The sequence below is a fragment of the Micromonospora sp. NPDC049903 genome, assembly GCF_044460945.1.
GTDB lineage: Bacteria > Actinomycetota > Actinomycetes > Mycobacteriales > Micromonosporaceae > Micromonospora.
In genome coordinates this window covers 13218-34977 of the sequence record NZ_JBITKL010000034.1, presented here as the reverse complement: position 1 = coordinate 34977, position 21760 = coordinate 13218, and the positions used below count along the sequence as shown (strand labels likewise).

Annotated in this window: 20 protein-coding genes; 9 read left to right on the top strand and 11 right to left on the bottom strand. The window is 70.0% G+C overall.

Annotation, left to right across the window (positions count from 1 at the left end; genetic code table 11):
* Positions 1 to 27 precede the first annotated feature (27 nt).
* The 11 genes from ACIBO1_RS29615 to ACIBO1_RS29565 form a co-directional block, all read right to left on the bottom strand.
* Positions 28 to 960, bottom strand: a complete 933-nt coding sequence (locus ACIBO1_RS29615) for a hypothetical protein (protein WP_396752177.1) — start codon at positions 958 to 960, stop codon at positions 28 to 30.
* Positions 957 to 2276 carry a M20 family metallopeptidase gene (locus ACIBO1_RS29610; RefSeq protein ID WP_396752174.1) on the bottom strand — a complete coding sequence of 440 codons (1320 nt, stop codon included), beginning with the start codon at positions 2274 to 2276 and terminating at the stop codon, positions 957 to 959. Before ACIBO1_RS29610 ends, ACIBO1_RS29615 begins: the two co-directional genes overlap by 4 nt.
* Before the next feature lie 28 nt (positions 2277 to 2304).
* Positions 2305 to 2436: a hypothetical protein gene (locus ACIBO1_RS29605; RefSeq protein WP_255446597.1), complete on the bottom strand. Its 132-nt coding sequence runs from the start codon at positions 2434 to 2436 to the stop codon at positions 2305 to 2307.
* Positions 2437 to 2514: 78 nt separating this feature from the next.
* Positions 2515 to 3336, bottom strand: coding sequence for an alpha/beta fold hydrolase (locus tag ACIBO1_RS29600; RefSeq protein WP_396752172.1), 822 nt, complete (start codon positions 3334 to 3336; stop codon positions 2515 to 2517).
* Positions 3326 to 4510, bottom strand: a complete 1185-nt coding sequence (locus ACIBO1_RS29595) for a Rieske 2Fe-2S domain-containing protein (RefSeq protein ID WP_396752171.1) — start codon at positions 4508 to 4510, stop codon at positions 3326 to 3328. The genes ACIBO1_RS29600 and ACIBO1_RS29595 overlap by 11 nt, the downstream gene beginning before the upstream one ends.
* An 88-nt stretch (positions 4511 to 4598) precedes the next feature.
* Positions 4599 to 5549 (bottom strand): PDR/VanB family oxidoreductase, encoded by a 951-nt coding sequence (locus ACIBO1_RS29590; RefSeq protein WP_396752170.1) that lies wholly within the window; start codon positions 5547 to 5549, stop codon positions 4599 to 4601.
* On the bottom strand, positions 5546 to 6601 hold the full coding sequence (gene dmpG, locus ACIBO1_RS29585) for a 4-hydroxy-2-oxovalerate aldolase (protein ID WP_396752167.1): 1056 nt from the start codon (positions 6599 to 6601) through the stop codon (positions 5546 to 5548). Before dmpG ends, ACIBO1_RS29590 begins: the two co-directional genes overlap by 4 nt.
* Positions 6598 to 7536, bottom strand: coding sequence for an acetaldehyde dehydrogenase (acetylating) (locus ACIBO1_RS29580; RefSeq protein WP_396752164.1), 939 nt, complete (start codon positions 7534 to 7536; stop codon positions 6598 to 6600). The genes dmpG and ACIBO1_RS29580 overlap by 4 nt, the downstream gene beginning before the upstream one ends.
* Complete coding sequence (locus tag ACIBO1_RS29575) at positions 7533 to 8327, bottom strand: 2-keto-4-pentenoate hydratase (protein ID WP_396752161.1); 795 nt, start codon at positions 8325 to 8327, stop codon at positions 7533 to 7535. Before ACIBO1_RS29575 ends, ACIBO1_RS29580 begins: the two co-directional genes overlap by 4 nt.
* A gap of 86 nt (positions 8328 to 8413) precedes the next feature.
* Entirely contained in the window at positions 8414 to 9208 is a 795-nt protein-coding gene (locus tag ACIBO1_RS29570; protein WP_396752158.1) for an alpha/beta fold hydrolase, read from the bottom strand.
* Positions 9205 to 9921: an aspartate/glutamate racemase family protein gene (locus ACIBO1_RS29565; protein ID WP_396752155.1), complete on the bottom strand. Its 717-nt coding sequence runs from the start codon at positions 9919 to 9921 to the stop codon at positions 9205 to 9207. Before ACIBO1_RS29565 ends, ACIBO1_RS29570 begins: the two co-directional genes overlap by 4 nt.
* Before the next feature lie 442 nt (positions 9922 to 10363).
* Between ACIBO1_RS29565 and ACIBO1_RS29560 the strand changes: the two genes are divergently transcribed.
* The 9 genes from ACIBO1_RS29560 to ACIBO1_RS29520 all read left to right on the top strand — a co-directional run bounded on the left by ACIBO1_RS29560 (position 10364) and on the right by ACIBO1_RS29520 (position 21537).
* Positions 10364 to 11353, top strand: coding sequence for a sugar ABC transporter substrate-binding protein (locus ACIBO1_RS29560; protein WP_396752152.1), 990 nt, complete (start codon positions 10364 to 10366; stop codon positions 11351 to 11353).
* A gap of 26 nt (positions 11354 to 11379) precedes the next feature.
* Positions 11380 to 12849 carry an amidase gene (locus tag ACIBO1_RS29555; RefSeq protein ID WP_396752149.1) on the top strand — a complete coding sequence of 490 codons (1470 nt, stop codon included), beginning with the start codon at positions 11380 to 11382 and terminating at the stop codon, positions 12847 to 12849.
* A complete protein-coding gene (locus ACIBO1_RS29550; RefSeq protein WP_396752146.1) occupies positions 12846 to 14336 on the top strand; it encodes a sugar ABC transporter ATP-binding protein in 1491 nt (496 codons plus the stop codon). Before ACIBO1_RS29555 ends, ACIBO1_RS29550 begins: the two co-directional genes overlap by 4 nt.
* Positions 14326 to 15366, top strand: coding sequence for an ABC transporter permease (locus tag ACIBO1_RS29545; protein WP_396752143.1), 1041 nt, complete (start codon positions 14326 to 14328; stop codon positions 15364 to 15366). Before ACIBO1_RS29550 ends, ACIBO1_RS29545 begins: the two co-directional genes overlap by 11 nt.
* 338 nt (positions 15367 to 15704) lie before the next feature.
* Positions 15705 to 15929, top strand: a complete 225-nt coding sequence (locus ACIBO1_RS29540; protein WP_396752140.1) for a TetR/AcrR family transcriptional regulator C-terminal domain-containing protein — start codon at positions 15705 to 15707, stop codon at positions 15927 to 15929.
* 492 nt (positions 15930 to 16421) lie between these two features.
* Positions 16422 to 17039: a GNAT family N-acetyltransferase gene (locus tag ACIBO1_RS29535; RefSeq protein ID WP_396752137.1), complete on the top strand. Its 618-nt coding sequence runs from the start codon at positions 16422 to 16424 to the stop codon at positions 17037 to 17039.
* 72 nt (positions 17040 to 17111) lie between these two features.
* Positions 17112 to 17423, top strand: a complete 312-nt coding sequence (locus tag ACIBO1_RS29530) for a hypothetical protein (RefSeq protein ID WP_396752135.1) — start codon at positions 17112 to 17114, stop codon at positions 17421 to 17423.
* A gap of 548 nt (positions 17424 to 17971) precedes the next feature.
* Positions 17972 to 18928, top strand: coding sequence for an AAA family ATPase (locus ACIBO1_RS29525; protein WP_396752133.1), 957 nt, complete (start codon positions 17972 to 17974; stop codon positions 18926 to 18928).
* An 83-nt stretch (positions 18929 to 19011) separates the two neighbouring features.
* A complete protein-coding gene (locus tag ACIBO1_RS29520; RefSeq protein WP_396752131.1) occupies positions 19012 to 21537 on the top strand; it encodes a S8 family peptidase in 2526 nt (841 codons plus the stop codon).
* Positions 21538 to 21760 lie beyond the last annotated feature (223 nt).

Here is a 21760-nt window from a genome sequence, read left to right as displayed (position 1 = left end):
TACCTCGATTCGGGAGTCTGTCTACGGTCAGCAGGCGGGACGCAGCGAGGCGACGGCCATGCCGGTCAGCCACTGCGCGATCGGCGCGTACGCGTGGGTGGTGCTCTGGGCCGGGCCGACCGCGGCGGCCATGGCCACCCACGACCGGATCTCCTGGGCGCCGTTGCCGGCCTCCTCGTCGACCTGCTCGGCGGAGAGCCCGACGAACTCGCTGAGGTCGCCGGCGACCAACGCCGCCAGGAACCGCCTGTCGAATTCGGGGTTGATGTCCGCCTCGGCGGCCCGGATGATCTGGCGCCGGCGGACCTCGTACTCCTGCCAGGAGTTGCGGCCCTCCAGCCATGCCTCGACCAGGAAGCGGTCGTCGTCGGAGAGCGTCTCGTACCACTTGGGCCAGGGCAGCCGGTGGGACAGGCCACCCGAGGCGATGACCGCGACCCGTTTGTCCCGCCCGTCTGCGCGGATCGCCCGCCCGATCGCCGCGCCGAGCGCATGGCAGCGGCGCAACGAGGGCAGCGGCGGGGCGAACATGTTCACCACCACCGGCACGATGGGCACGTCCAACGACGGCACCAGGTGCTGGTAGCTGTGGGTGATCCCGTGGTCGACCTGCATGCGTAGCGAGAAGGCGGGATCGAAGTCCTCGCTCAGGATGTCGACCAGGTGCCGGGCGAGCTCGGGGTCGGCGGGCAGCCGCCCCTCGGGGGTCTTCGCCTCCCCGGCGCCGAGCACCTCCCCCACCCCGACCGTGACCGCCGGCATCAGGTCCAGGAACATGCCCCGGAAGTGGTTCGAGCCGATGATGACCACGGTGTCCGGGCGGGCTTGTGCGAGTTCGTCGCGGGCTGCCGCGAGGCCCGCCCGGAAGTCGATCGCGCCGGGTTCGTCCGCGACCTCGTCCCAGTGGGTGTTCATCAGGGTGCTGTGCGAGGCGCCGACACCGAGGACGATCGAGCTCATGGCAGCTTCTCCAGCTCTGCGCGGTCGCGGGTGCAGGTGGTCACGATCGCGTGGATCAGGGTGCGGGTGAGACGCTCCATCTCCCGTACGTCCACGACGTTCATGCCCATCGGGAAGTCGACCGGCAGCGGGGCGCCCGCGCCGGCCCGGTTCATGCCGATCCGCGCGGTCGGTAGCCCCCGGGCGCGCAGGATGTTCGCGTCGGTCGCGCCGCTGCTGGCCAGGATCGGCTCGTGCGGCCGGCCCTCGCTCTCCGCCCAGGCGGCCTTTGCCGCCCGGACGATCCAGTTCTCCTCGGGGGTCGCCGTGGCCGGGATCGACAGGGTCATCTCCGAGCTGGCGTCGAGTCCCGGGTTGGCCGCGACGATCAAGGCGAGCGCCGCCTCGAACTCCCGCTTGACGGACATCGGGTCCTGGTGCGGGCCGAGCCGCAGGTCGACCCGGAGTCGACACTGGGCGGGCGAGATGGCGGCGGTGCGTGGCCAGCCGCCCTCGATGGAGCCGATGTGGCCCTGCGGCGCGACCAGGCCCCGGGTGTGCGACTCGGCGTACGCCACGAAGAAGCGCTCCAGGCCCTGGGCCACGATGCCGGCGTCGACGATGGCGTTGCGGTACGGCACCCGGTGCCGGCTACCGACATAGCCGTACGTGCCGCGCACCGTGACCTCGAACCAGCAGAGCCCGACCTCCTCCCAGTGCACGGCCCAGCCGGGCTTGGCGATCAGGGCGTAGTCCGCCCAGATGCCCTGCTCCAGCAGGAACGAGCAGCCGTTGCCCTGACCGGCGTTGTAGCGCGTCGCCCCGGGGCGACGGTTGGTGGGCATGCCGCCCGCGCCGAGGCCGACGATCGCGTCCCCGCGCAGCGGCACCCCGGCCCTGCGGACGGCGTCGACCGCGGCGATCAGGCACGCGCCGTGTCCCTTGGGGTTGCTCGCGCCCAGGCCGAGCACGTAGTCGCCCTCGATCGACGCCTCGGCCCGCATGTCGCGCCGCAGTTCGTCGCCGATCCAGGGAAGGTCCTCCTGCTCGGTGCCGACGGTGAGGGTGTCGATCGGGGCGTACAGCAGCAGGTCGGCGCCGGTCCCGTCGCCGCGCAGCCGGCCGACGGCGTTGCCCTGCTCCTCGTCGATCGGCTGGTATCGGCCGTGAAGACCGCGGGTGGTCAACTCCTGGGCGAGCCACCGCGCCAGCGGTGCCTCCTGCCCGGTGGGGCTCGGGATGCCCGTCATGCCGGCGATCAGGTCGCGCAGCTCGGTCCGGTCGATCTGGTCCCGGGCGGCGGTGATCCACTCCCGCTCCTGGGGGGTCGTGCTCACGTCGGTGCTCCTTGCGGTCGCGGACACCTCACACCCTCCGGTTCGTCCGGACGGTCGTGCCCGTGGTGCGGATCAGCACGGTGTCCAGCCACCGCCGTACCGGCGGGATGGTCAGGGCCGCGACGGCCAGCACCGGAACGGACAGCAACACTTTGCGCATGGGTCCTCCTCCACTGGGTGTACTGCGGGACGTCCGCTGGTTCGCCGGTCGGCGACGCGGGTCAGTCGGCGAGGCGGGTCAGTCGGCGTCCAGGAAGGCGCGGGCCACGGCCGTGTAGGCCGCCGGCCGCTCCTGCTGCGGGTGGTGTCGGCTGCGACCGAGCACGTGCACGTCGGCGCGGGGCAGCGCCGACGCGAGGCGCAGCGCGTATGCCGGGTCGGCGAAGGGGTCGTGCGAGCCCCAGAGCAGCAGCACCGGCGCCGTCACCTGTGGGAGGTGCCGGGTGAGGTCCTCGGGGGCGCCGCGTCGGCTGGCGTCGGTGGCGATGGCCCGGCACTCCGGCCGGATGCTCGCCGCGTACCGGTCGCGCACGGTCTGCGCCGGCACCCCCGCGTGGTCGAACCACTCGTACCTGCCGATCAGGTCTGCCATCTTCGCCAACGACGGTCCGTCGCCGCCGAAGTAGGTGTCCCGGATCGCCGGTCCGGAGACACCGGTACCGGTCGGGTTCGGGATGGGCACGCTGCCGGTGAGCACGATCCGCCTCACCCGCTCGGGTGCCAGGGCGGCCAGCCGCAGCGCGACCGAGCCGCCGAAGGACTGGCAGAGCAGATCCACGGTGGGCAGATCGAGCGCGTCGATGGCCGCGAGCAGATGCCGGGCGTGCCAGCTGAAGACCGGATCGGTCACCACGGGTACGTCCGAGGCCCCGAACTGGGGCAGGTCGAGCAGGATCAGTCGGCGCCCGGCGGCGAGCCGATCCGCGACCGGGCCGAAGTCGTTCCACGCCGAGCATCCGGGACCGCCGCCGTGCAGCACGACGGTGGGTCGGCCGGTGCCCATCTCGCGGTAGTGCAACGCCACCCCTGCGGCGTCGACCCGCAGTGCCTCAGCAGCCATTCGGCGGTGCCTTGTGTGGCTGCGGTGTGGGCGCCGCCTTCTCGATCATCCGCCGCCAGCCGGTGATGGACAGGTCGGGCCGGTAGAGCTTCTCCGGCGGGGCATCCATGACGTCGACCATCCACGCGTCCTGCGCGGTGAACTGGCCGTGGAACAGCCATCGGATCGCGGCCAGGTACTTCGCCTTGAAGAGCAGGCCCTTGGGCCCGTCCTCGAACCGCACCATGATCTGCACGTAGCGGACCCGGTCGGCGTCCACCGGCACGTACCACTCGTAGTGGATGAAGTCCGGGTACGCGACCCGCAGCAGCCCGGGCAGCCGGATCGAGACGAAGCCGGGCAGGTTCAGGCCGGCGATGACGGGGTTGACGTTCTTGCCCTTGCCCGGGGCGTCGGGCAGTGGCATCCGCTTCCACCAGCGCTTGTTGGTGAAGGTGCCCAGGCCCGGGAAGTGCGCGTCCCAGTGCACCTCGTCCTGCACCCGGATCAGCCAGGGGCCGTGCTCCTCCACCCGGGTCTTGTTCCAGGCCGGCATCACCTTGAACAGCCGCCAGAGCGCGGTGTTGTGCAGGTACTTCGCGTGCCCCTCGTCGAAGCCGTTCTCGGCGGCGAAGCGCCAGTTGCCCTCGCGGATGTCGTACTTGCCGCCCAGCACGTGGTCGTTGTCGAGCAGTTCCGCCGGGATGTCCTGCTCGATCGGGTGCGGCTGGTCGTCGCCGACGAAGACCCAGACCAGTCCGAGGCGCTGTGCCGTCGGGTAGGTCTTGACCGACACCCGGCCGCAGATCGGCGACTCCGGGCCGTCGGTGAGGACGGCGGCGAGCTTGCCGTTGGTGACGTCGAAGGTCCAGCCGTGGTAGGGGCAGCTGACCGTGCCGGGGAACTCGCGCCGACCGAGGGAGAGCGGCACGCCGCGGTGCGGGCACCGGTCGTGCAGGGCGTGCACGACGTCGCCCTTGCGGACCAGCACGATCTTCTCGCCCAGCAGCGTCACCGCGTGCGGCTTGTCGCCGATCTCGCGCTCCCACACCACGGGGTACCAGTAGTTGCGGAAGCCCAGCGCGGCCGCGTCGTAGGTGGGCCACTGCGACCAGTCCTGGCCGGGCTGGGGTCGGTTCGCGCGACCGGCGGTGGGGCGGGACGGCGCGCTCTCGTCCTTGGGCTGAACAGTCATGACCCGTCCTCTCGGCTGGCGTTTCGCCGAACTACGCATGTCCGGTACATAGTACGGTGTAGTGCACGGGAGTCAAGGTATCCCCAGGTCACGCGTCCACGACCAGACGTTCACCGGAAGCCCGGGAGACGCAGAGCATGATGGTCCGGCCCGCCGCCCGCTCGTCGTCGGTGAGCAGTGAGTCGCGGTGGTCCGGGACGCCGTCGAGGACCTTCACCTCGCAGGTGCCGCAGATGCCCTCCCGGCACGCGCTGGGGATGGAGACCTGCACCGCGTCCAGCGCATCCACCGCGCTCTCGTCGGCCCCCACCGTCACGGTGACACCAGAGGCCGCGCAGACCAGCTCGAAGGGGCGGTCCTCCCCCTCGACGACGACCTCCCGGGCCCGGAACCGCTCCAGGTGCAGCGTTCCGTCGGGCCAGCCGGCGCAACGCTCCTCGACGGCGTCGAGCAACCTCTCGGGGCCGCAGCAGTAGACGGTGGTGCCCGGCCGGAGATCGCCGAGCAGGTCGGCGAGGTTCAACAGGCCCGCCTCGTCCTCGGGCACCACCTGGACGCGATCGCCGTGGTGGTCCAGCTCGTCGACGAAGGCCAGGGTGCGCCGCGACCGGCCACCGTAGACGAGTCGCCAGTCGGCGCCGTCGGCCTGCGCCTGCGCCACCATCGGCAGCAGCGGCGTCACGCCGATGCCGCCTGCGATGAAGAGGTACCGCTGCGCCGGTTCCAGCGCGAACCGGTTGCGGGGGCCACGTACCCGGACCAGGTCGCCGGGGCGCAGCGATTCGTGGACATACCGCGAGCCGCCCCGACTGGCCGGCTCGTTCAGCACGGCCACCCGGTAACGGCGCCGGTCCGCCGGGTCGCCGCAGAGGGAGTACTGCCGCGTCGCGGCGGGCAGCAGCAGGTCGATGTGGGCGCCCGGTGCCCAGGCCGGCAGCTCGCCGCCGTCGGGGTCCTCGAGGACCACCGAGATCACGCAGTCGGACTCCCACCGCATGGCCCGGACCAGCAGCTCCCACTCCGGTTCCGACACCGTCATGGCTGCTCTCCCTCCGCATCGCCCGTGCCGGAGGCGGCGGTCGACGCCGCTGCCAGGTCCAGCGCGACGTCCACGATCATGTCTTCCTGCCCGCCGACCAGCCCTCGTCGGCCGACCTCGACGAGGATGGACCGGGTGTCCAGCCCGTAGCGCTCGGCCGCCGCCTCCGCGTGCCGCAGGAAGCTGGAGTACACCCCGGCGTAGCCGAGCGTCAGGGTCTCGCGGTCCACCCGCACGGGTCGCTCCTGCGTGGGCCGGACCAGGTCGTCGGCCGCGTCCATCAGCGCGAAGAGCTGGCAGTCGTGCTGCCAGCCGAGCAGATCGGCGACGGCGATGAACGCCTCCAGCGGGCAGTTGCCGGCGCCGGCGCCCTGGCCGGCCAACGAGGCGTCCACCCGCGACGCGCCGTTCTCCACCGCGACGACCGAGTTCGCCACCCCCAGCCCGAGGTTGTGGTGGGCGTGGATGCCGATCTCCGTCTCGGGGCGCAGCGCGTCGCGGTAGGCCCGGACCCGGTCGCGTACGCCGTCCATGGTCAGCCGGCCGCCGGAGTCGGTCACGTAGACGCAGTGCGCTCCGTACGACTCCATCAGCGTGGCCTGTCGGGCCAGTTCCGCCGGTTCGGCCAGATGCGACATCATCAGGAAGCCGGAGACGTCCATCCCCAGCTCACGGGCGTGTGCGAGGTGCTGTGCGGAGATGTCGGCCTCGGTGCAGTGGGTGGCCACCCGCACAGAGGTCACGCCGAGGTCGTGGGCGCGGCGCAGATCGTGCAGCGTGCCGATGCCCGGCAGCAGCAACGCGGTGAGCTTCGCGTCGCGCACCACCGTGGCGGCCTGACTGATCCACTCCCAGTCGGTGTGGGCGCCGAGCCCGTAGGTGAGGCTGCTGCCCGCCAGCCCGTCGCCGTGGGTGACCTCGATGGCGGCGACGCCGGCCGCGTCGAGGGCGGCCGCGATCGAGGTCACCTGGGCAATCGAGTATCGGTGCCGAACGGCGTGCATGCCGTCGCGCAGCGTCACGTCCTGGACGTAGACCCGGGGCCCGCTCATGCCTGCGCCTCCCGTCGCGCCATCCGCTCGGCGACGCGCAGCGCGGCGGACGTCATGATGTCCAGGTTCCCGGCGTACGCGGGCAGATAGTGGGCGGCACCCTCCACCTCGAGGAAGACCTGCACCACCCAGCAGTCGTGCCCGCCGGGGGCGTCGGTGAGCGCGTCGACCGGTTCCCCCGGCGCTACCCGCCGGAACTGGACCTGCTGTTTGAGTCGGTATCCCGGCACGTACTCCTGGACTCGGGCGACCATCTCGGCGACCGAGGCGGCCACCTCGGCCTGGTCGCAGTCGTCGACCAGGCACAGCACGGTGTCACGCATGATCAGCGGTGGCTCGGCCGGATTCAGGACGATGATCGCCTTGCCGCGGGTGGCCCCACCGACCACCTCCAGGCCCCGGGCGGTCGTCTCGGTGAACTCGTCGATGTTGGCCCGGGTGCCCGGCCCCGCCGACCGGGAGGCGATCGAGGCCACGATCTCGGCGTACCGGACCGGTGTCACCGCGGAGATCGCGGCGACGATGGGAATGGTCGCCTGTCCACCGCAGGTCACCATGTTCACGTTCGGCGACTGCAGATGCTCGTCGAGGTTGACCGTCGGCACCACGTAGGGCCCGATCGCCGCCGGCGTCAGGTCGACGACCTGTTTGCCGTGGCGGCCAAGCACCGCGTCGTGGTGGGCGTGCGCGCCCGCCGAGGTCGCGTCGAAGACGATCTCGATGTCGGCGAAGCCCGGCATCGCGACGAGCCCCTCGACGCCCTGCGCGGTGGTCGGCACGCCGAGCCGCCCGGCGCGGGCCAACCCGTCGGAGGCGGGGTCGATGCCGACCATGGCGCCCATCTCCAGCGTCTCGGAGAGCCGGAGCACCTTGATCATCAGGTCGGTGCCGATGTTTCCGGAGCCGATCACGGCCACCTTCGTCGTGCTGCTCACTGGCCCTCCTCGCCGAACGTCGCGCGCACCGTGCCGAGGCCGCCGATCGTGGCCACGTACCGCGCCCCGGGTGTCACCGGGACCATCGGGCCGAGCGCCCCGCTGAGCACCAGCTCGCCGCCGCGCAGCGGATCACCCAGGCGCTGGGCGGTGTTGGCGAGCCAGACCACCGCGTTGACCGGATCGCCCAGACAGGCCGCGCCGGCGCCGGCGGAGACCTCCACGCCGTCGCGGTCGAGCCGCATCGGCGCCGCCGGCAGCTCGATCGCGCCCGGCGACACCGGCCGGGTGCCGAGCACGAACAGGCCGCTGGAGGCGTTGTCGGCGACGGTGTCGACGATGGTGATGTCCCAGGCCGCCACCCGGCTGTCCACCACCTCCAGGGCCGGGAGCACGAATTCCGTGGCCCGCAGCACGTCCAGCGCGGCGACCGGGCGGTCCGGCAGGTCCACCGCGAGAACGAACGCCACCTCGGCCTCGATCTTCGGCTGGAGCAGCCGCGTCGCCGCGATCGGCTCGTCCTGGCCCACCGCCATGCTGTCGAACAACGTGCCGAAGTCGGGCTGGTCGACGCCGAGCTGACGCTGCACCGCGACCGAGGTCAGGCCGATCTTCCGGCCGACCCGTCGCGCGCCGGTGGCCTCGGTACGCGCGACGTTGAGCCGCTGCACCGCGTAGGCGCCGTCGACGTCACCCGGGGCGAACAGATCCCGCACGGGCGCGCACGGTCGGCCGGTACGCCCCGCCTCGTGCAGGCGTTCAGCGGCCTCCGTGAGCTGCTGCTCGGTCACGTCATGCTCCTGCCGGTCGGGGGTGCGCCGGCCTGTGCCGGCCGCGCCAAAGCTTTGTACCGTACATAGTACGAGGGGTCAAGGGTTCACCGCTCGGCATGGCCGAGGAACGCGAGCACCTCTCGGGCGAAAGCCTCGGGACGCTGCTCGGGCAGGGCGACCCCGCCATCGGCCAGCACCACGCTGCAGCAGTCGAGCAGCCGGGACAGGATCGGCACGTCCGGCAGCGAATAACGGTCGTCCGCACCGCACAGCACGAGCGTCCGCGCGCGGACGAGCGGCAGCCGGTCCTCCATCCGGTACTCGTTCACCCGCACGTGCCCCTCCTCGACCCGGTCGGCGACCTCCAACGCGTCGGCCACGAACCGGGTCAGGTAGCGCTCCTCGCCGGGCGAGTAGAAGCCCCGGCGGCGGGACCACAGCTCGGTCAGGTGGGTGCCGTCGGCACGCGGCTCGACGTGGTCGATCGGCGGCTGGGCCCGGACCCGGCGGCGACGGGCCTCGTCGACGTAGGGCATGCCGCAGAGCACCAGCGCGGAGACCCGCTCGGCGGCCCGCGCGGCGACCTCGACCGCCACCACCGCGCCGGTGTGGTTGCCGACGAGGGTCACGGACGGCAGGTCGAGTGCGTCGAGGAGGGCCTCGACCCCGTCGGCGAAGAGCCCGATCGACCAGGGGTCAGTCACCCGCGCCGACTGGCCGAACCCGATGGTGTCCATCGCCATCGCGCGGGTCCGCCGCCCCACCAGGGGCAGCACCCCGGCGTACTCGTGCCAGGATCGCGGGGTCTGGTGCAGGAAGAGGACTGGCGGGCCCGCCCCGCACTCGACCAGGTGCAACTGTCCGAGAGCGGTGTCGACATAACGGCGGCGGGCGCTCAATCGAACTCCCCCGCCAACAGCGCGCCGTATCCCTGTGGCCGCTCGGACACGCCGCAGGTCCGTAGGCAGCGCCAGAGCAGGGCCTGGTTGCTGGCGACCACGGGCCGGCCGAAGTCCTCCTCGATCGCGGCCAGCACCGGCGCCAGCCGGATTCCGGCACAGCTGATCAACAGTCCGTCCGCGGTGCTGCCGGCCAGACCGGCGGCGAGGTCCCGCCAGACCTGTGGGTCGTGCGTGGCCTGCTCCACCGGGGTCGCACAGGGCAGGCTCGCGACGGAGACGACCTCGAGACCGCGGGCGGTGAGCAGCTCGACCTCGGCCGAGGTCACCTCCTCGACGTACGGGGTGAGCAACGCGATCCGGCCGATCCCGGCGCGTTCGAGCGCGTCCAGCACCGCCTCGATGGTCGTGGTCGACGGCAGACCGGTGCTGGCGTGGATGCGGGCGTTCACCGACTCCGGGCCGGCGAGCAGCGTGGCCGCGGTGCAGTTCATCGCGATGAGGTCGACTTCGGCATCGGCCAGCAGCCGACTGTGCGCCTCCAGGTCGGCCAGGAGCGCGTGATCGTCGGCCAGGCTCGAACGACGAAACGGCATCCGCGTGGTCACCAGTTGCACCCCGTCCGGGGCCATCAGCTGCAACTCGTAGTCGCAGAGGCCACCGGACGGATAGAGATGTCCGATCCGCGCCGCTGTGCCGAATCCCAGACTCATCCCACCACCTCCGTGTCTCGCCGAAGGCCGCCACCGAACCGGTGCCGACTCGTACAACGTACGGTAGGTTGTTCGGCACGGCCAGGGGTTGCCGCTCGCAGTTACTTCGCGTGAGCACCTTCATCTTCCGAAAAGGGTGTACGCCCGGCGAAAGGCCAACCAGAGGACGACCCGATCTCTCGATGGAGCTGGTAGGAGACCTCGGAAGTCACGATCACGCATCCACCCCTTGACCGGGTGACATCGAACGGTACATAGTACGGCAAGCGTTTGGCCGGCACGGAGCGTGATGTCCTCAGTGGTGCAGGCCGCCGGAGTTCCCCGTAGTTGCCGAACCCTTCTCACCGATCCGTCCCGCGGTGTCTCGACCCTTTGGGAGTGCCAGATGAAGTGGAAAACCTCTGCCGTGACGGCGACGGTGGCAGTTCTTCTCCTACCTTCCGTGGCGGCCTGCGGAAGCGATGACTCCGCCGCCGCGAACGGCTCCTACCGGGTGGGCCTGTCGGACCCGGTGTCGTCGCAACCGCTCGACCGCGCCTGGGGACAGGCCACGATCGCGGCGGGCAAGCGCGCCGGCATCGACGTGACCGTGCTCGACGCCGCCCTCGACGCCAACAAGCAGGTCTCCGACATCGACCAGTTCGTCGCCCAGCAGATGGACGGCGTGATCGTCTTCCCGCTCGCCCCGAACGCGGTCGACCCCGCCCTCGAACGTGCCCGCACCGCCGGGATCAAGGTGCTGGGCGCCTCCGCGATCATCTCCGAGAGCGAGCCGACCGAACCGGTCGCACCCTACGACGCCGCCTTCAACCAGAACTCCGACGTCGGCGGCGCCCGGCTGCTCGCCGACCATGTGGCCGAGCGGCTCAACGGCAAGGGCCGCGTGCTCGGCATCGGCATCGGCGCTCCCGTTCCCTCGATCAAGTTCATGGTCGAGAACTACGAGAAGTACGTGACCGAGGACCGGCCAGGCATCGAGTGGCTCGGCACCGTCGACAACGCCACCGACGACCAGGCCGGCGGGGAGCGGGCCGCCACCGAGGCGATCGCCCGGTTCCGGGGCGAGATCGACGCGGTGATGGCCTACAACACGGCGAGCGCGATCGGCGCCGCGGTGGCGCTCAACCGGGCCGGCATCAACGGCGTCGTGATCGTCGGGCAGAACGGCGACCCGGAGGGTGCCCGTGCGGTGCAGCAGGGGCAGATCGACGCGATCGTCGACCTCGTTCCCTGGCGTCAGGGCCTCGTCGGGGTCGAGATCATGCGGCGCCTCCTCGCGGGCGAGACGGTCAAGCCGGTCACCTACCTGCAGCCGGAGCTCTACACCCAGGAGACCATCGGCGAGCGCCTGGACTGGGACGAGGCGATCAGGCAGATCGAGAGTGGCGAGCTGACCTGCGCCAACGGGGGATGCCCGGAACATCTGCGCTGACCGGCCGGCACCGAGCAGGGAGAGCGATGACTACTACCGAGGAGTTGACCTGGCTGGACGCCCACAGCCAGGCGGCCCTGGTCCACGCGGGCCAGCTCACGCCCGGTGACCTGGTGCGGGCGGCGGTCTCGCGGATCGAACGGATGGATCCGACGGTCAACGCCGTGATCCACCGCCGCTTCGCCGCCGCGGTCGCCGAGGCCGACGCCCTGGCCGGGCGCTCGGACCTGCCCTTCCCCGGAGTGCCCATGCTGCTCAAGGACCTCGGCTGCGCGATAGCCGGCGAGCCGGACCAGCAGGGTTCGGTGGTCCTACGCGACGCCGACCACCGGGCCGCCCGGGACGCCCACGCCACCCGCCGGCTGCGGGCCGCCGGTTTCGTCGTGCTCGGCCGGACCGCCGTCCCCGAGTTCGGCCTGGCGGGCAGCACGGAGAGTGCCGCGCACGGCGCGACCCGCAACCCGTGGGCCCTCGACCGGGTCGCGGGGGGCTCCTCCGGTGGGGCCGCCGCGGCGGTGGCGGCGGGCATGGTCCCCCTCGCCCAGGGCAGCGACGGCGGCGGGTCGATCCGCAACCCGGCGGCCTACTGCGGGCTGGTCGGGCTCAAGCCCAGCCGGGGCCGGGTCAGTTCCGGCCCGGACACCCCGGACGCTCTGGTCGGTCACGCCACGTTCGGGGTGCTCACCCGATCGGTGCGCGACACGGCCGCGCTGCTCGACCTGCTCCAGGGCTACGAGCCGGGCGATCCGGCGGTCGCGCCGGGGCCGTCGAGCCTTTACACCGAGGCGATCACCCGTCCCGCCACCGGGCTCACCATCGGGCTCCTCGACGCCGACCGGCTGCCGCAGGAGTTCGTCGAGCCCGCCAACCGCGACGCCATACGGGAGTGCGGCGAATTGCTCGGCCAACTCGGGCACACCGTGCGGACCTCCCATCCCGAGGCGCTGTTCGACCCGGACTACCACGAACGGTTCGTGGACGCGTTGAGCCCTGCGGTCAGCCTCCTCGCCGAGCTGATCCCGACGATGGTCGGTCGCCCGGTCGACGAGAGCGAATACGGCCTCATCTCGCGCTTCTGGATCGAGCGGGGACGGGCCCTCGACGCCACCGGCCACCGGCGGGTGATGGCCTGGATGGACCGCTACCGCGAGCGGATGCTGGCCTGGTGGCGGGAACACGACGTGCTGGTCACCCCGGTGTCGCCGTGGCCGCCCCCGCCGCTGGGCTGGTTCGACGGACCGGCCGGGGTCCGACGGTCCATCGAGTTCCTCCGGTTCGTTCCCCAGTTCAACAGCACCGGCCAGCCCGCCGTGGCGGTGCCGCTGTTCGAACGCGACGGCCTGCCACTCGGCGTGCAACTCGTCGCCGACTACGGCCGCGAGGACCTGCTGCTCCAACTCGCCGCACAGCTGGAGGACGCCCGCCCATGGGCCGGTCGTCATCCGGTCGGGCTGGCCGGCACCGCGCTCCGGCCCGGAGCGGAGGTACGGGAATGAGTGCTCCGCTGCTGCAACTGACCGGGATCCACAAGAGGTTCGGCCCGGTGGCCGCGCTCGCCGGGGTGGATTTCGAGGTACGCCCGGGTGAGGTGCACGGGCTGGTCGGGGAGAACGGCTCGGGCAAGTCGACCCTGATGAAGATCGCCTACGGTGAGCTGCAACCCTCCGCCGGGGAGATCCGCGTCGACGGCGAGACGGTCACCCTGCGTACCCCGCAGGACGCCGCCCGGCACGGCGTCGTGGCGGTCGCGCAGGAGGTTCCGCTGGTCGACAGCCTCAGCGTCGGCGAGAACATCGTCCTCGGGCGATGGCCGCGGGCCGGCACGGTCGTCAGTCGGCGACGGATGCGGGACCAGGCCGCACAGGTCCTCGATCAGCTCCAGTCGACCCTCGATCCCGGGACACCGGTGTCGGCGCTGGCCCCCAACGACCGTCAGGTGGTGGCCATCGCCCGCGCGCTGGCCACCCAGGCCAGGGTGATCGTGCTGGACGAACCGACCAGCTCGCTGACCGAGGACCGGGCCCAGGCCCTGTTCGACATCGTACGACGCCTCCGGGACCAGGGCCTGGGGCTGATCTTCATCTCGCAGCGGCTCCCCGACCTGAGTCAGGTCGCGGACCGGATCACCGCGCTGCGCGACGGACAGGTGGTCGGCACGCTGCCCGTGGCGGAGGCGACCGAGGACCGGATCACCCGCCTGATCGTCGGGCGTTCCCTGGACGACTACTTCCACCGTTCCCGTCGACGCAGCCCCGGAGAACCGGTCCTGGAGGTCTCCGGACTCGCGGCGGGTGGCCGGGCCGAGACCGTGTCCTTCACCGTCCGGGCCGGCGAGGTGCTCGGGCTGGCCGGGCTGGTGGGCTCCGGGCGTACGGAGGTGTTGCGCGCGGTGTTCGGCGCCGACCGGCCCACCGAGGGCCGGATCCAGGTCAACGGCCGTCAGCTGCGCGCCGGCTCGCCCAGAGCAGCCATCCGCTCCGGCGTCGCCTTCGTCACCGGCGACCGCAAGGGCGAGGGCCTGGTGTTGAGCCGCAGCGTGGCGCAGAACATCACCCTCGCCCGGGGGCGGCTCTCGCTGCGGCCGATCTCCGGTCGTGGCGAGGCCGCCACGGTCACGAAGCTGATCGAACGGATGCGGATCCGGCCACCGGACCCCGACCGGCTGGCCGGCGAACTCTCCGGCGGCAACCAGCAGAAGGTGGTGTTCGCCAAGTGGATCGCGCTGGGCCCCCGGCTCCTGCTGCTGGACGAGCCCACGCGGGGCATCGACGTGGGCGCCAAGTCGGAAATCTACGGCCTGATCGACGAACTGGCCGCCGCCGGGGTGGCGGTGGTCCTCAGCAGTTCGGAGAACTCCGAACTGATCGGTGTCTGCGACCGGGTGCTGGTGCTCTTCGACGGGCGCGTCGTGGCCGAGCGCGAGTGCGACGGACTCGAAGAGGTGGAGGTGGCCCACTATGCGGCCGGTGGACATGAGCAGTGACACTGCGATCGCGGCGCAACCGGCCGACCGTGAGCCCGCCGGTGGTGGCGCCGGCCGGCGCGACCGGGCCGGCCGGGCCGTCGTGGGCCACGTCTACCAAAGCGTCAAGGGGTACGGGGGCGCCCTCGGCGGCCTGCTGATCCTGCTCGTCTACCTGATCAGCACCCAACCGTTCTTCCTGACGAAGGCGAACATCCTCAACGTCCTGGCGACCAACAGCCCCTTGATGCTGGTGGCGGTCGGGCTCACCTTCGTCATCCTCAGCGCGGGCTTCGACCTGTCGGTCGGGTCGGTGATGGCCGCCACCGGGGTCACCGTTTACTTCGTGCTGGATGCCGGGGCACCGGCACCGGTGGCGCTCGTCGCCGGGCTCGCGACCGGGGCTCTGCTCGGCGCCGGGCTCAACGGCCTACTCATCGGGGGCTTCCGCCTCAACTTCTTCGTGGTGACCCTCGGCACGATGACGTTGATCAGCGGGCTCGTCCAGGTCTCCACCAACGGCAGCACCTACTCGATCGACTCCCCCGGCATCTTCTACGCCATCGGCAACGGAAGTGTCCTCGGCGTACCGGCGCCGATCTGGATCGCCCTGGCCGCGGTCCTGCTGGCCGGCGCCGTGCTGCGCTTCACCCCGTTCGGCCGGGCCGTCTACGCCGTCGGCGGTAACCGCGAGGCCGCCAGACTCGCCGGCATCAACGTCACGGCGGTACTGATCTCCGTCTACACCATCGCGTCGCTGACCGCGGCGCTGGCCGGCCTGGTCATGGCGAGCCGCCTCTCAGCGGCCTCACCCACCGCGGGTTCCACCATCGCCCTGACCGCCGGCGCCGCCGTCCTGCTCGGCGGAACGAGCTTCTTCGGCGGTATCGGCGGTATCAGCGGCACGGTGGTCGGGGTGTTGCTGATCGCGGTCCTGCAGAACGGACTCGGTCTCATGGGCGTCTCCTCGTTCTGGCAGGGCGTGGTGACCGGCACGGTCCTCATCGCCGCCGTGGCACTCGACCGACTCCAGAGCCGCAGCCGAACCTGACCCCGCTGCACACGCCTGAGAGCCCGTGGACGCGCCGGTGGGGGGTGGTGGTGATCGTGGTAACCCACGCCGCCCCTCACGCACATCCCCCAGCTCCCTGACCAGAGCCGAGTACCCGGGATAGCACGGTCTCGCGTGCACGGTGATCCGGCCCGCCGAGCCGACAACGGTCGTTCGCCTCCGAACCCGCCGGTACCTCCGGGCCGGCCTGACCGCGATCGGCCACCACTACGCCGAACTACTCACCCGCCCCGGAATGACCGCACTGTTCCGCATCGTCATCGCCGAGCCGCCACGCTTCCCCGAACTCGGGGAAGTTCAGTTCAGCCAAGGGGAAGATGCCCTACTTGGAGTCGGTCAGCCGGTACCTGACCGCCGCACACGCCGCCGGCTCCGCGAAGGTCGAGGACCCCACCCTCGCGGCGACCCAGTTCCTCGGCATGATCTCCAACTTCGTCTACTGGCCCACTCTCCTGCTCACCGACTGGGCGCCCGAGCGCTCCGCGATCGAGCGGGCCGTGGAGGAGACGGTCGAGACCCGGATCGCCCGATACCGGCCCTGAACACGCAAAGCCAGGATCCTGACGCAGGGCCTGGCCGCAGAGCAGGAGTGGGCCGCCATGCTCACGGAGTGAGAAGACAACTCAGATGGCCCGGCCCTCTCTTGGCCTCATCAACACCCTCTCCCGGCCTCTAACGGGCAGAACCGCCGCCCGTCAATCAAGCCGCTGCAGGTGGGGAGTGAAGCAACACCCGCCGGTGGCCGGAACCGACGGGACGCCCGGGCCGGAAGGGAATGGCCGGCGACCGATGATCGCCGCGAGCCGCAAGCGGACCTGACCCGACGCCACTGTCCGGGTACTCGAACCCCTTCACCCTGTTCGGCGACAGCCTGGACCGGCAACTCCAACTTCACCGGCTACGACGGTCCGACACCCCCGTCACCCAGGCGCTCGCGGTGTCACGCCTCAGGCGCGTGGTCGGGTGTGTGCCGTGGATATGGTCGAACCCGTACCGGTGCGTGTCACGTGGAGTGGACGAGGATGGTCGGGGCGATGGTCGTGGTCGAGCGGGGAGACGAACTCGGCGCGGGATACCGGCGCCGCATCACCGAGGTCTACGTGCGCAGCTTTGCAGCGGACTTCGTCGCGTTCTCGCGCGACACCGGGAAGTTGGCCGACGCGTTCGAGCACATGCTGCTGCTCGAACGGTTCTACATCGCGCTCGTGGACGGGGAGCCCGCCGGTCTCGCCTCGTTCACCGAGGGCGACCAGACGCTGTTCGCGCCGCGCTGGCGGGAGCTCCGGCGTCATCTCGGGCTGGCGCGGGGGCTGCTCGGCTACGTGGTGATCCGGAGATGGTTCATGCGTCCCTCCGACCACGCCCGGCCCGGGCTCGCCGAGATCGGGTTCGTCGCCACCGAGCCGGCTCATCAGGGACGCGGCGTCGCGACCGCGTTGCTGCGTCACCTGCTGACGTTGCCGGGGTATCGCGAGTACGTCCTCGAGGACATCAAGGACACCAACGCTCCCGCCCTCGGCCTGTACGCCAAGCTCGGCTTCACGGTGTACAAGCGTCGGAAAGCGCGCTTCGCGCGACGCGCCGGCTTTACCGAACTCGTGTCGATGAAGCTCGTGCGGGACTCCACCTCGCCGCCGACCGCCGACCGATGACCCGGGGCCCCCTGACCGGACACGAGGTGCTCCCGCTGCCCGAGATCAAGGTCTAAGTGAGCGTCCGGGAACTTGGCAGGCCAGCAGACAGCGACCACGGCCAAGGCCCCAGACAAGGCCAGCCACCTCACCAAGAACGAACTCCTCGCCATCATCGACGAACTTGGCGACCTGGTCACCGCACTACGAGACGCCGACCCCGAACACAAACTGGAGGTCTACCGCAACCTCGGCCTACACCTGACCTACAACCCGCAAGCACAAACGGTGCGGGCAAGTGTTGACCTTGCCGCGCACCGTTGGGATTCGGTTTGTGTCCGAGGATCGACACAGACCGATACCCAGCGCGGGATGCGGCTTATCAGCGCGATCCCGCTCGGCTGATCAGCCTGCCTTGACGGGTCCCGAGCCAGGCGTTCGGGGCCCGTCTTTGCGCGAGCATCCCTCAGCCGGACGTGTCTCCACGACCTGACCCGGTGCGCGCTCATGGCCGATGAGCGGATGCCGGATCATCTGCCGGGCGATGTGATTCGGCCGTGGAGTCCGGTGAGTTGGCGTATGGCTATGTTTTGCCTCGTATGCGATTTTATCTATGCCGCAACTTGCTGCGCGACTGCAGTGATGATCCCGGCAACCACTGCGGGGCCGGCTCAGCTCGCGCAACCGGCGCCCGTTGGGCCTACGCCGGCGCGCAACGACGGGTGCCGCACCGGTCAGATCGTCCTGACACGACCTGTCGGCAATCCACCCAAATGGGCGGTAGTCACCTGATGCATCTAGTCGAACGTTTGTTGTGGCGCGGTGAGTCGGTAGCGGTTTCGATCCGGCGGGTAACCTTTCGGCTTCGGTGAGTCGGCGCGGCATGGCGCACTCAGGAGGGCCGACGTTAGGATCCGAGTGTCATGTGGTCGCGCGAGTGAGGGAGCTGCACGATGGCACGCGCCGATCTGCTCCTCGACCTCGTTGAGGCAGAGCGTCGCGGCGATCGAGACCGCTTCCGGGTCCTGGTCGAGGCCGTCATCGCGGAGGAGCGCGCCAACCAGCACCACCTCTTGGCTGACCGTCTCTCCGAGCTCATCACTACGACCGGGCAGGGTCTCATCCGCGACGACCGTGCTTCGGCTATCCGCGACTTGGTGCGTGAGGTCGTGCCGGATCGTCGTCTGAGCGACCTCGAACTCGCGCCGGTGCCGCTTCGAGTCGTGCAAGAGTTGATCGAGGAACAGAAGCGTGCCGAGCTGTTGCGAAGCTACGGCATCGAGCCGCGGAGCCGGCTTTTGCTGTCCGGCCCTCCGGGAAACGGCAAGACGAGCGTGGCGGAGGCCATAGCTTCCGAGCTGATGCTCCCGTTCTATGTCGTCCGTTACGAAGGCGTCGTGTCGAGCTTCCTCGGTGAGACCGCCGCTCGGCTCGACAACGCCTTCGACTTCGCCCGTACACGCCGCTGCGTCCTATTCTTCGATGAGCTCGACACCATCGCCAAGGAGCGATCGGACGAACACGAGACGGGAGAGATCAAACGCGTGGTGTCCACGCTGCTGCTGCAGATCGACCGGCTCCCAGCACACGTGATCTTCGTCGGCGCAACTAATCATGGTGAGCTGCTCGATCGTGCGGCATGGCGGCGGTTTCAGATTCGAGCCGAGCTTGCACCACCTAGCCGTGCCCAGGCCACCCGGTTCCTGGAGCGGCTTGCTGGCCGCCTTGGCGGCGACCTTGGCTTCGCGCCCCGGACGCTGGCGGACAAACTCGCCGGGGCGAGCTTCGCCGAGTTGGAGGAGTTTGCGTTGGATGTACGCCGCCGGGCGGTGCTGGAACTGCCAAATAGTGACCTTCGACGTATTGTCCAGGAACGTCTTGAGCACCGGCACGGCCAGGCGACGGGATGACCGGGGAGCGCAGGCCGCTCCTGGCATTTGGACCGCCAGTCGTCGGTGAACGGCCAACACAGAGTCCGCGGGACGTGCCCCGCTTGTCCCGGCCGAGCCCAGGCCGGCAGGGAGAACGGCTGACGCCCCAGTTCAACGCGCTGGTCGCAGCGTTCGCAGCCGAGCGGGCACGTTTCGCCGAAGGCACACCCGACGAGGTCGACCCAGAGCTGGTGGTGGTGTTCGACATCGCCGGCAGCATCCAAGATTTCCATAACGCGATCCGACGGATAGACGGGCTGGAGTTCCTTTCTGAGCTGTTGGGAGACCGAGCCGAACCCGACGACGACTTTCACATGACCGAACGAGCGACGGGCCGCACCAACAAGCCCGTTACACACTCGCTGTACCTGGTGATGTCCAACACTCAGGCAGTCGAACAGCTGCTTCGCCTGTTCGCCGAATGGCAGCGAGACCCGACGGCATCGTTCGAGAGAGGATTGGGGAAGTTCAAGGAAGCGTTTCAGCGGTTGACCGCGATCCGACGCTGGGGGCCAGAAGACCGCATCCGTGAGACCGGTCTTCGCGAGCGGTGGCAGGAAACCCTTGACATGGTCGGCCAGTCCGTCAGCACCGTTATCGTCGAAGTCGAGCTCTGGTACAGACGGGACCCCTCCCAGCGCGCCGACACGGAAGCCCACACCGAACAGATCATTACGGCCAGCGGCGGCACCGTCCTGGACCGCTCACAGATCGACAATATCGCATATCACGCCTTGCTGGCGGAACTGCCGATCCAGCAGGTCCACTCGGTGCTCGACGACGGCGCGGCATCGATCCAACTGCTGGTCGCCGAAGAGGTCATGTTCGTCAGCCCGTTCACCCCCATGACCGTGGCGCCGCCCCTGCTCGACCCTGTCGCGGTAGTGCGGCTACCACGGGGGACACGCGTAGACGGGCTGCCGCGAGTTGCGCTGTTGGACGGTTTGCCATTTCCCAACCATGACGCTTTGTCCGGCCGGCTGCTGGTTGACGACCCGGACGGGCTGGGCGAGAACTACCCAGCGTCTTCGCGCAACCACGGCACCGCGATGGCGTCGCTCATCATCCACGGCGACCTCTCTGCTCCCAGCGATGCTCTTCACCGGCCGCTGTACGTGCGGCCCATCATGCGTCCGCATGAGTTCGCAGCAGGGTCCGAGCAGGTCCTTCCGAACAGATTGCTCACCGATCTACTTCACCGCGTTGTCAGGCGCATCGTGGAGGGCGAGGCCGGTCGGAGCGCCGCCGCACCCAGCGTACGAATCGTCAATCTCTCCATCGGCGCACAGACGAGAGCGCTCGTGCGGAGAATGAGCCCGGTCGGGCGGCTACTGGACTGGCTGGCACACTCCTACAACCTGTTGTTCGTTGTCAGCGCCGGCAATCACACAGATCCGATCACGATCCCGGCCGACGCCGCGGACGACCCTGCGACCGCCCGGTTGGCGGTTGGTCGAGCCGTCTACGAGGAGACCCTCCTACGAGGCATCCTGCCCCCAGGGGACGCGCTCAACGCGTTGACTATCGGCTCCATCCATGAGGATGGGCTTGGCGACATCGACGTGCCCGACACGGCATGGGACATCACCTACGCCGGCGCGCCCGCCCACTATGGCGCGACAGGCCCGGGGGTGGGCCGCTCCGTCAAACCAGACCTTCACCACATCGGCGGCCGAGCGCTCTACCTGCGTCCCGTCGCCGCACGCGACGAAAAGACCGTCGCCGTCGAGCTCGCACATACAACAATCTCCGGTCCCGGTCTCCAGGTCGCGGCCCCGGGGCGAGCTGGCGCAACCAACAACACCGTTTTCGACACCGGCACGAGCCACGCCACGGCGCTGGTGACCCGCGAAGCAAATCGGCTCTTCGACGTCCTCGAAGCACGTGCGACCGACGCTGACGACGGCCCATTTCCGGACCCGCAGTACCACCCGCTGCTCGTCCGAGCCCTCTTAGCCCATGCCAGCAGCTGGGGCGACTGGGAAGCGAGAATCCGACGAGAACTCGGCCTCACCAGCCCGCAGGCTCGCCGACAACTCACCGCCTTCCTCGGATATGGCCGACTGGATGTCGGCCGACTCGGTGCGGCGGCTACCAACCGAGCTGTCCTGATCGCCGGCGGACGCATCGCCAGAAACCAGCGCCACACCTACGAGCTCCCCCTACCGCCATCCCTACGTGCACGAGCGGAATGGCACCGCTTTACGATCACCCTCGCCTACATGGCTCCTACCGTCGGCGTCCTCACCCAGTACCGCGGCGCCAAGGTCTACTTCACCACCCCCAACATGGCCCTCGCCGGTGGCGATCGTGCCGACGCCGAGCACAACACGGTCAGAAGAGGCAGCCTCCAACACGAGATCGTCCAAGGCACGCGAGCGATGGTCTTCCGCGACGGCGACAACTTCCCAGTCCATGTGGAATGCATGGACGACGCCCAACGACTCCGAGCCCAGCAGAGCATCCGCTATGCCCTCGTCGTCTCGGTCGAAACCGCTGAACAGACCTCAACCACCATTCACGACGAGGTACGGGCACGACTGCAGCAGCGCGTGCGTGACCGCGCCCGTCAGCGGGTACAGAGCTGACCTCGCCGAAGCGAAGGTTGCCACAGAGACCGTCAGTTCTCTGCGCAGATTCGAATGCTCGCTGCCCTCGCCGTGCCATGGATGGGCAAGGCACCTGACCACACGCACGGACATGCCGCCGACCGGGCGCTACGGGCCGGGACCGACTACCCGGTGCCGCAACGCTCGGTCTTGCCGATGAGCGCGCGACGCGATTGAGACGTGGTCACCACAACCAGCGGAC

What these genes read in the sequence shown, in the direction of transcription:
- ACIBO1_RS29595 (WP_396752171.1), bottom strand. Translation starts at nt 4,510, where the DNA reads ATGACTGTTCAGCCCAAGGACGAGAGCGCGCCGTCCCGCCCCACCGCC.
- dmpG (WP_396752167.1), bottom strand. Translation starts at nt 6,601, where the DNA reads ATGAGCGGGCCCCGGGTCTACGTCCAGGACGTGACGCTGCGCGACGGC.
- ACIBO1_RS29615 (WP_396752177.1), bottom strand. Translation starts at nt 960, where the DNA reads ATGAGCTCGATCGTCCTCGGTGTCGGCGCCTCGCACAGCACCCTGATG.
- ACIBO1_RS29535 (WP_396752137.1), top strand. Translation starts at nt 16,422, where the DNA reads ATGGTCGTGGTCGAGCGGGGAGACGAACTCGGCGCGGGATACCGGCGC.
- ACIBO1_RS29605 (WP_255446597.1), bottom strand. Translation starts at nt 2,436, where the DNA reads ATGCGCAAAGTGTTGCTGTCCGTTCCGGTGCTGGCCGTCGCGGCCCTG.
- ACIBO1_RS29600 (WP_396752172.1), bottom strand. Translation starts at nt 3,336, where the DNA reads ATGGCTGCTGAGGCACTGCGGGTCGACGCCGCAGGGGTGGCGTTGCAC.
- ACIBO1_RS29540 (WP_396752140.1), top strand. Translation starts at nt 15,705, where the DNA reads ATGCCCTACTTGGAGTCGGTCAGCCGGTACCTGACCGCCGCACACGCC.
- ACIBO1_RS29565 (WP_396752155.1), bottom strand. Translation starts at nt 9,921, where the DNA reads ATGAGTCTGGGATTCGGCACAGCGGCGCGGATCGGACATCTCTATCCG.
- ACIBO1_RS29525 (WP_396752133.1), top strand. Translation starts at nt 17,972, where the DNA reads ATGGCACGCGCCGATCTGCTCCTCGACCTCGTTGAGGCAGAGCGTCGC.
- ACIBO1_RS29590 (WP_396752170.1), bottom strand. Translation starts at nt 5,549, where the DNA reads ATGACGGTGTCGGAACCGGAGTGGGAGCTGCTGGTCCGGGCCATGCGG.
- ACIBO1_RS29555 (WP_396752149.1), top strand. Translation starts at nt 11,380, where the DNA reads ATGACTACTACCGAGGAGTTGACCTGGCTGGACGCCCACAGCCAGGCG.
- ACIBO1_RS29545 (WP_396752143.1), top strand. Translation starts at nt 14,326, where the DNA reads ATGAGCAGTGACACTGCGATCGCGGCGCAACCGGCCGACCGTGAGCCC.
- ACIBO1_RS29550 (WP_396752146.1), top strand. Translation starts at nt 12,846, where the DNA reads ATGAGTGCTCCGCTGCTGCAACTGACCGGGATCCACAAGAGGTTCGGC.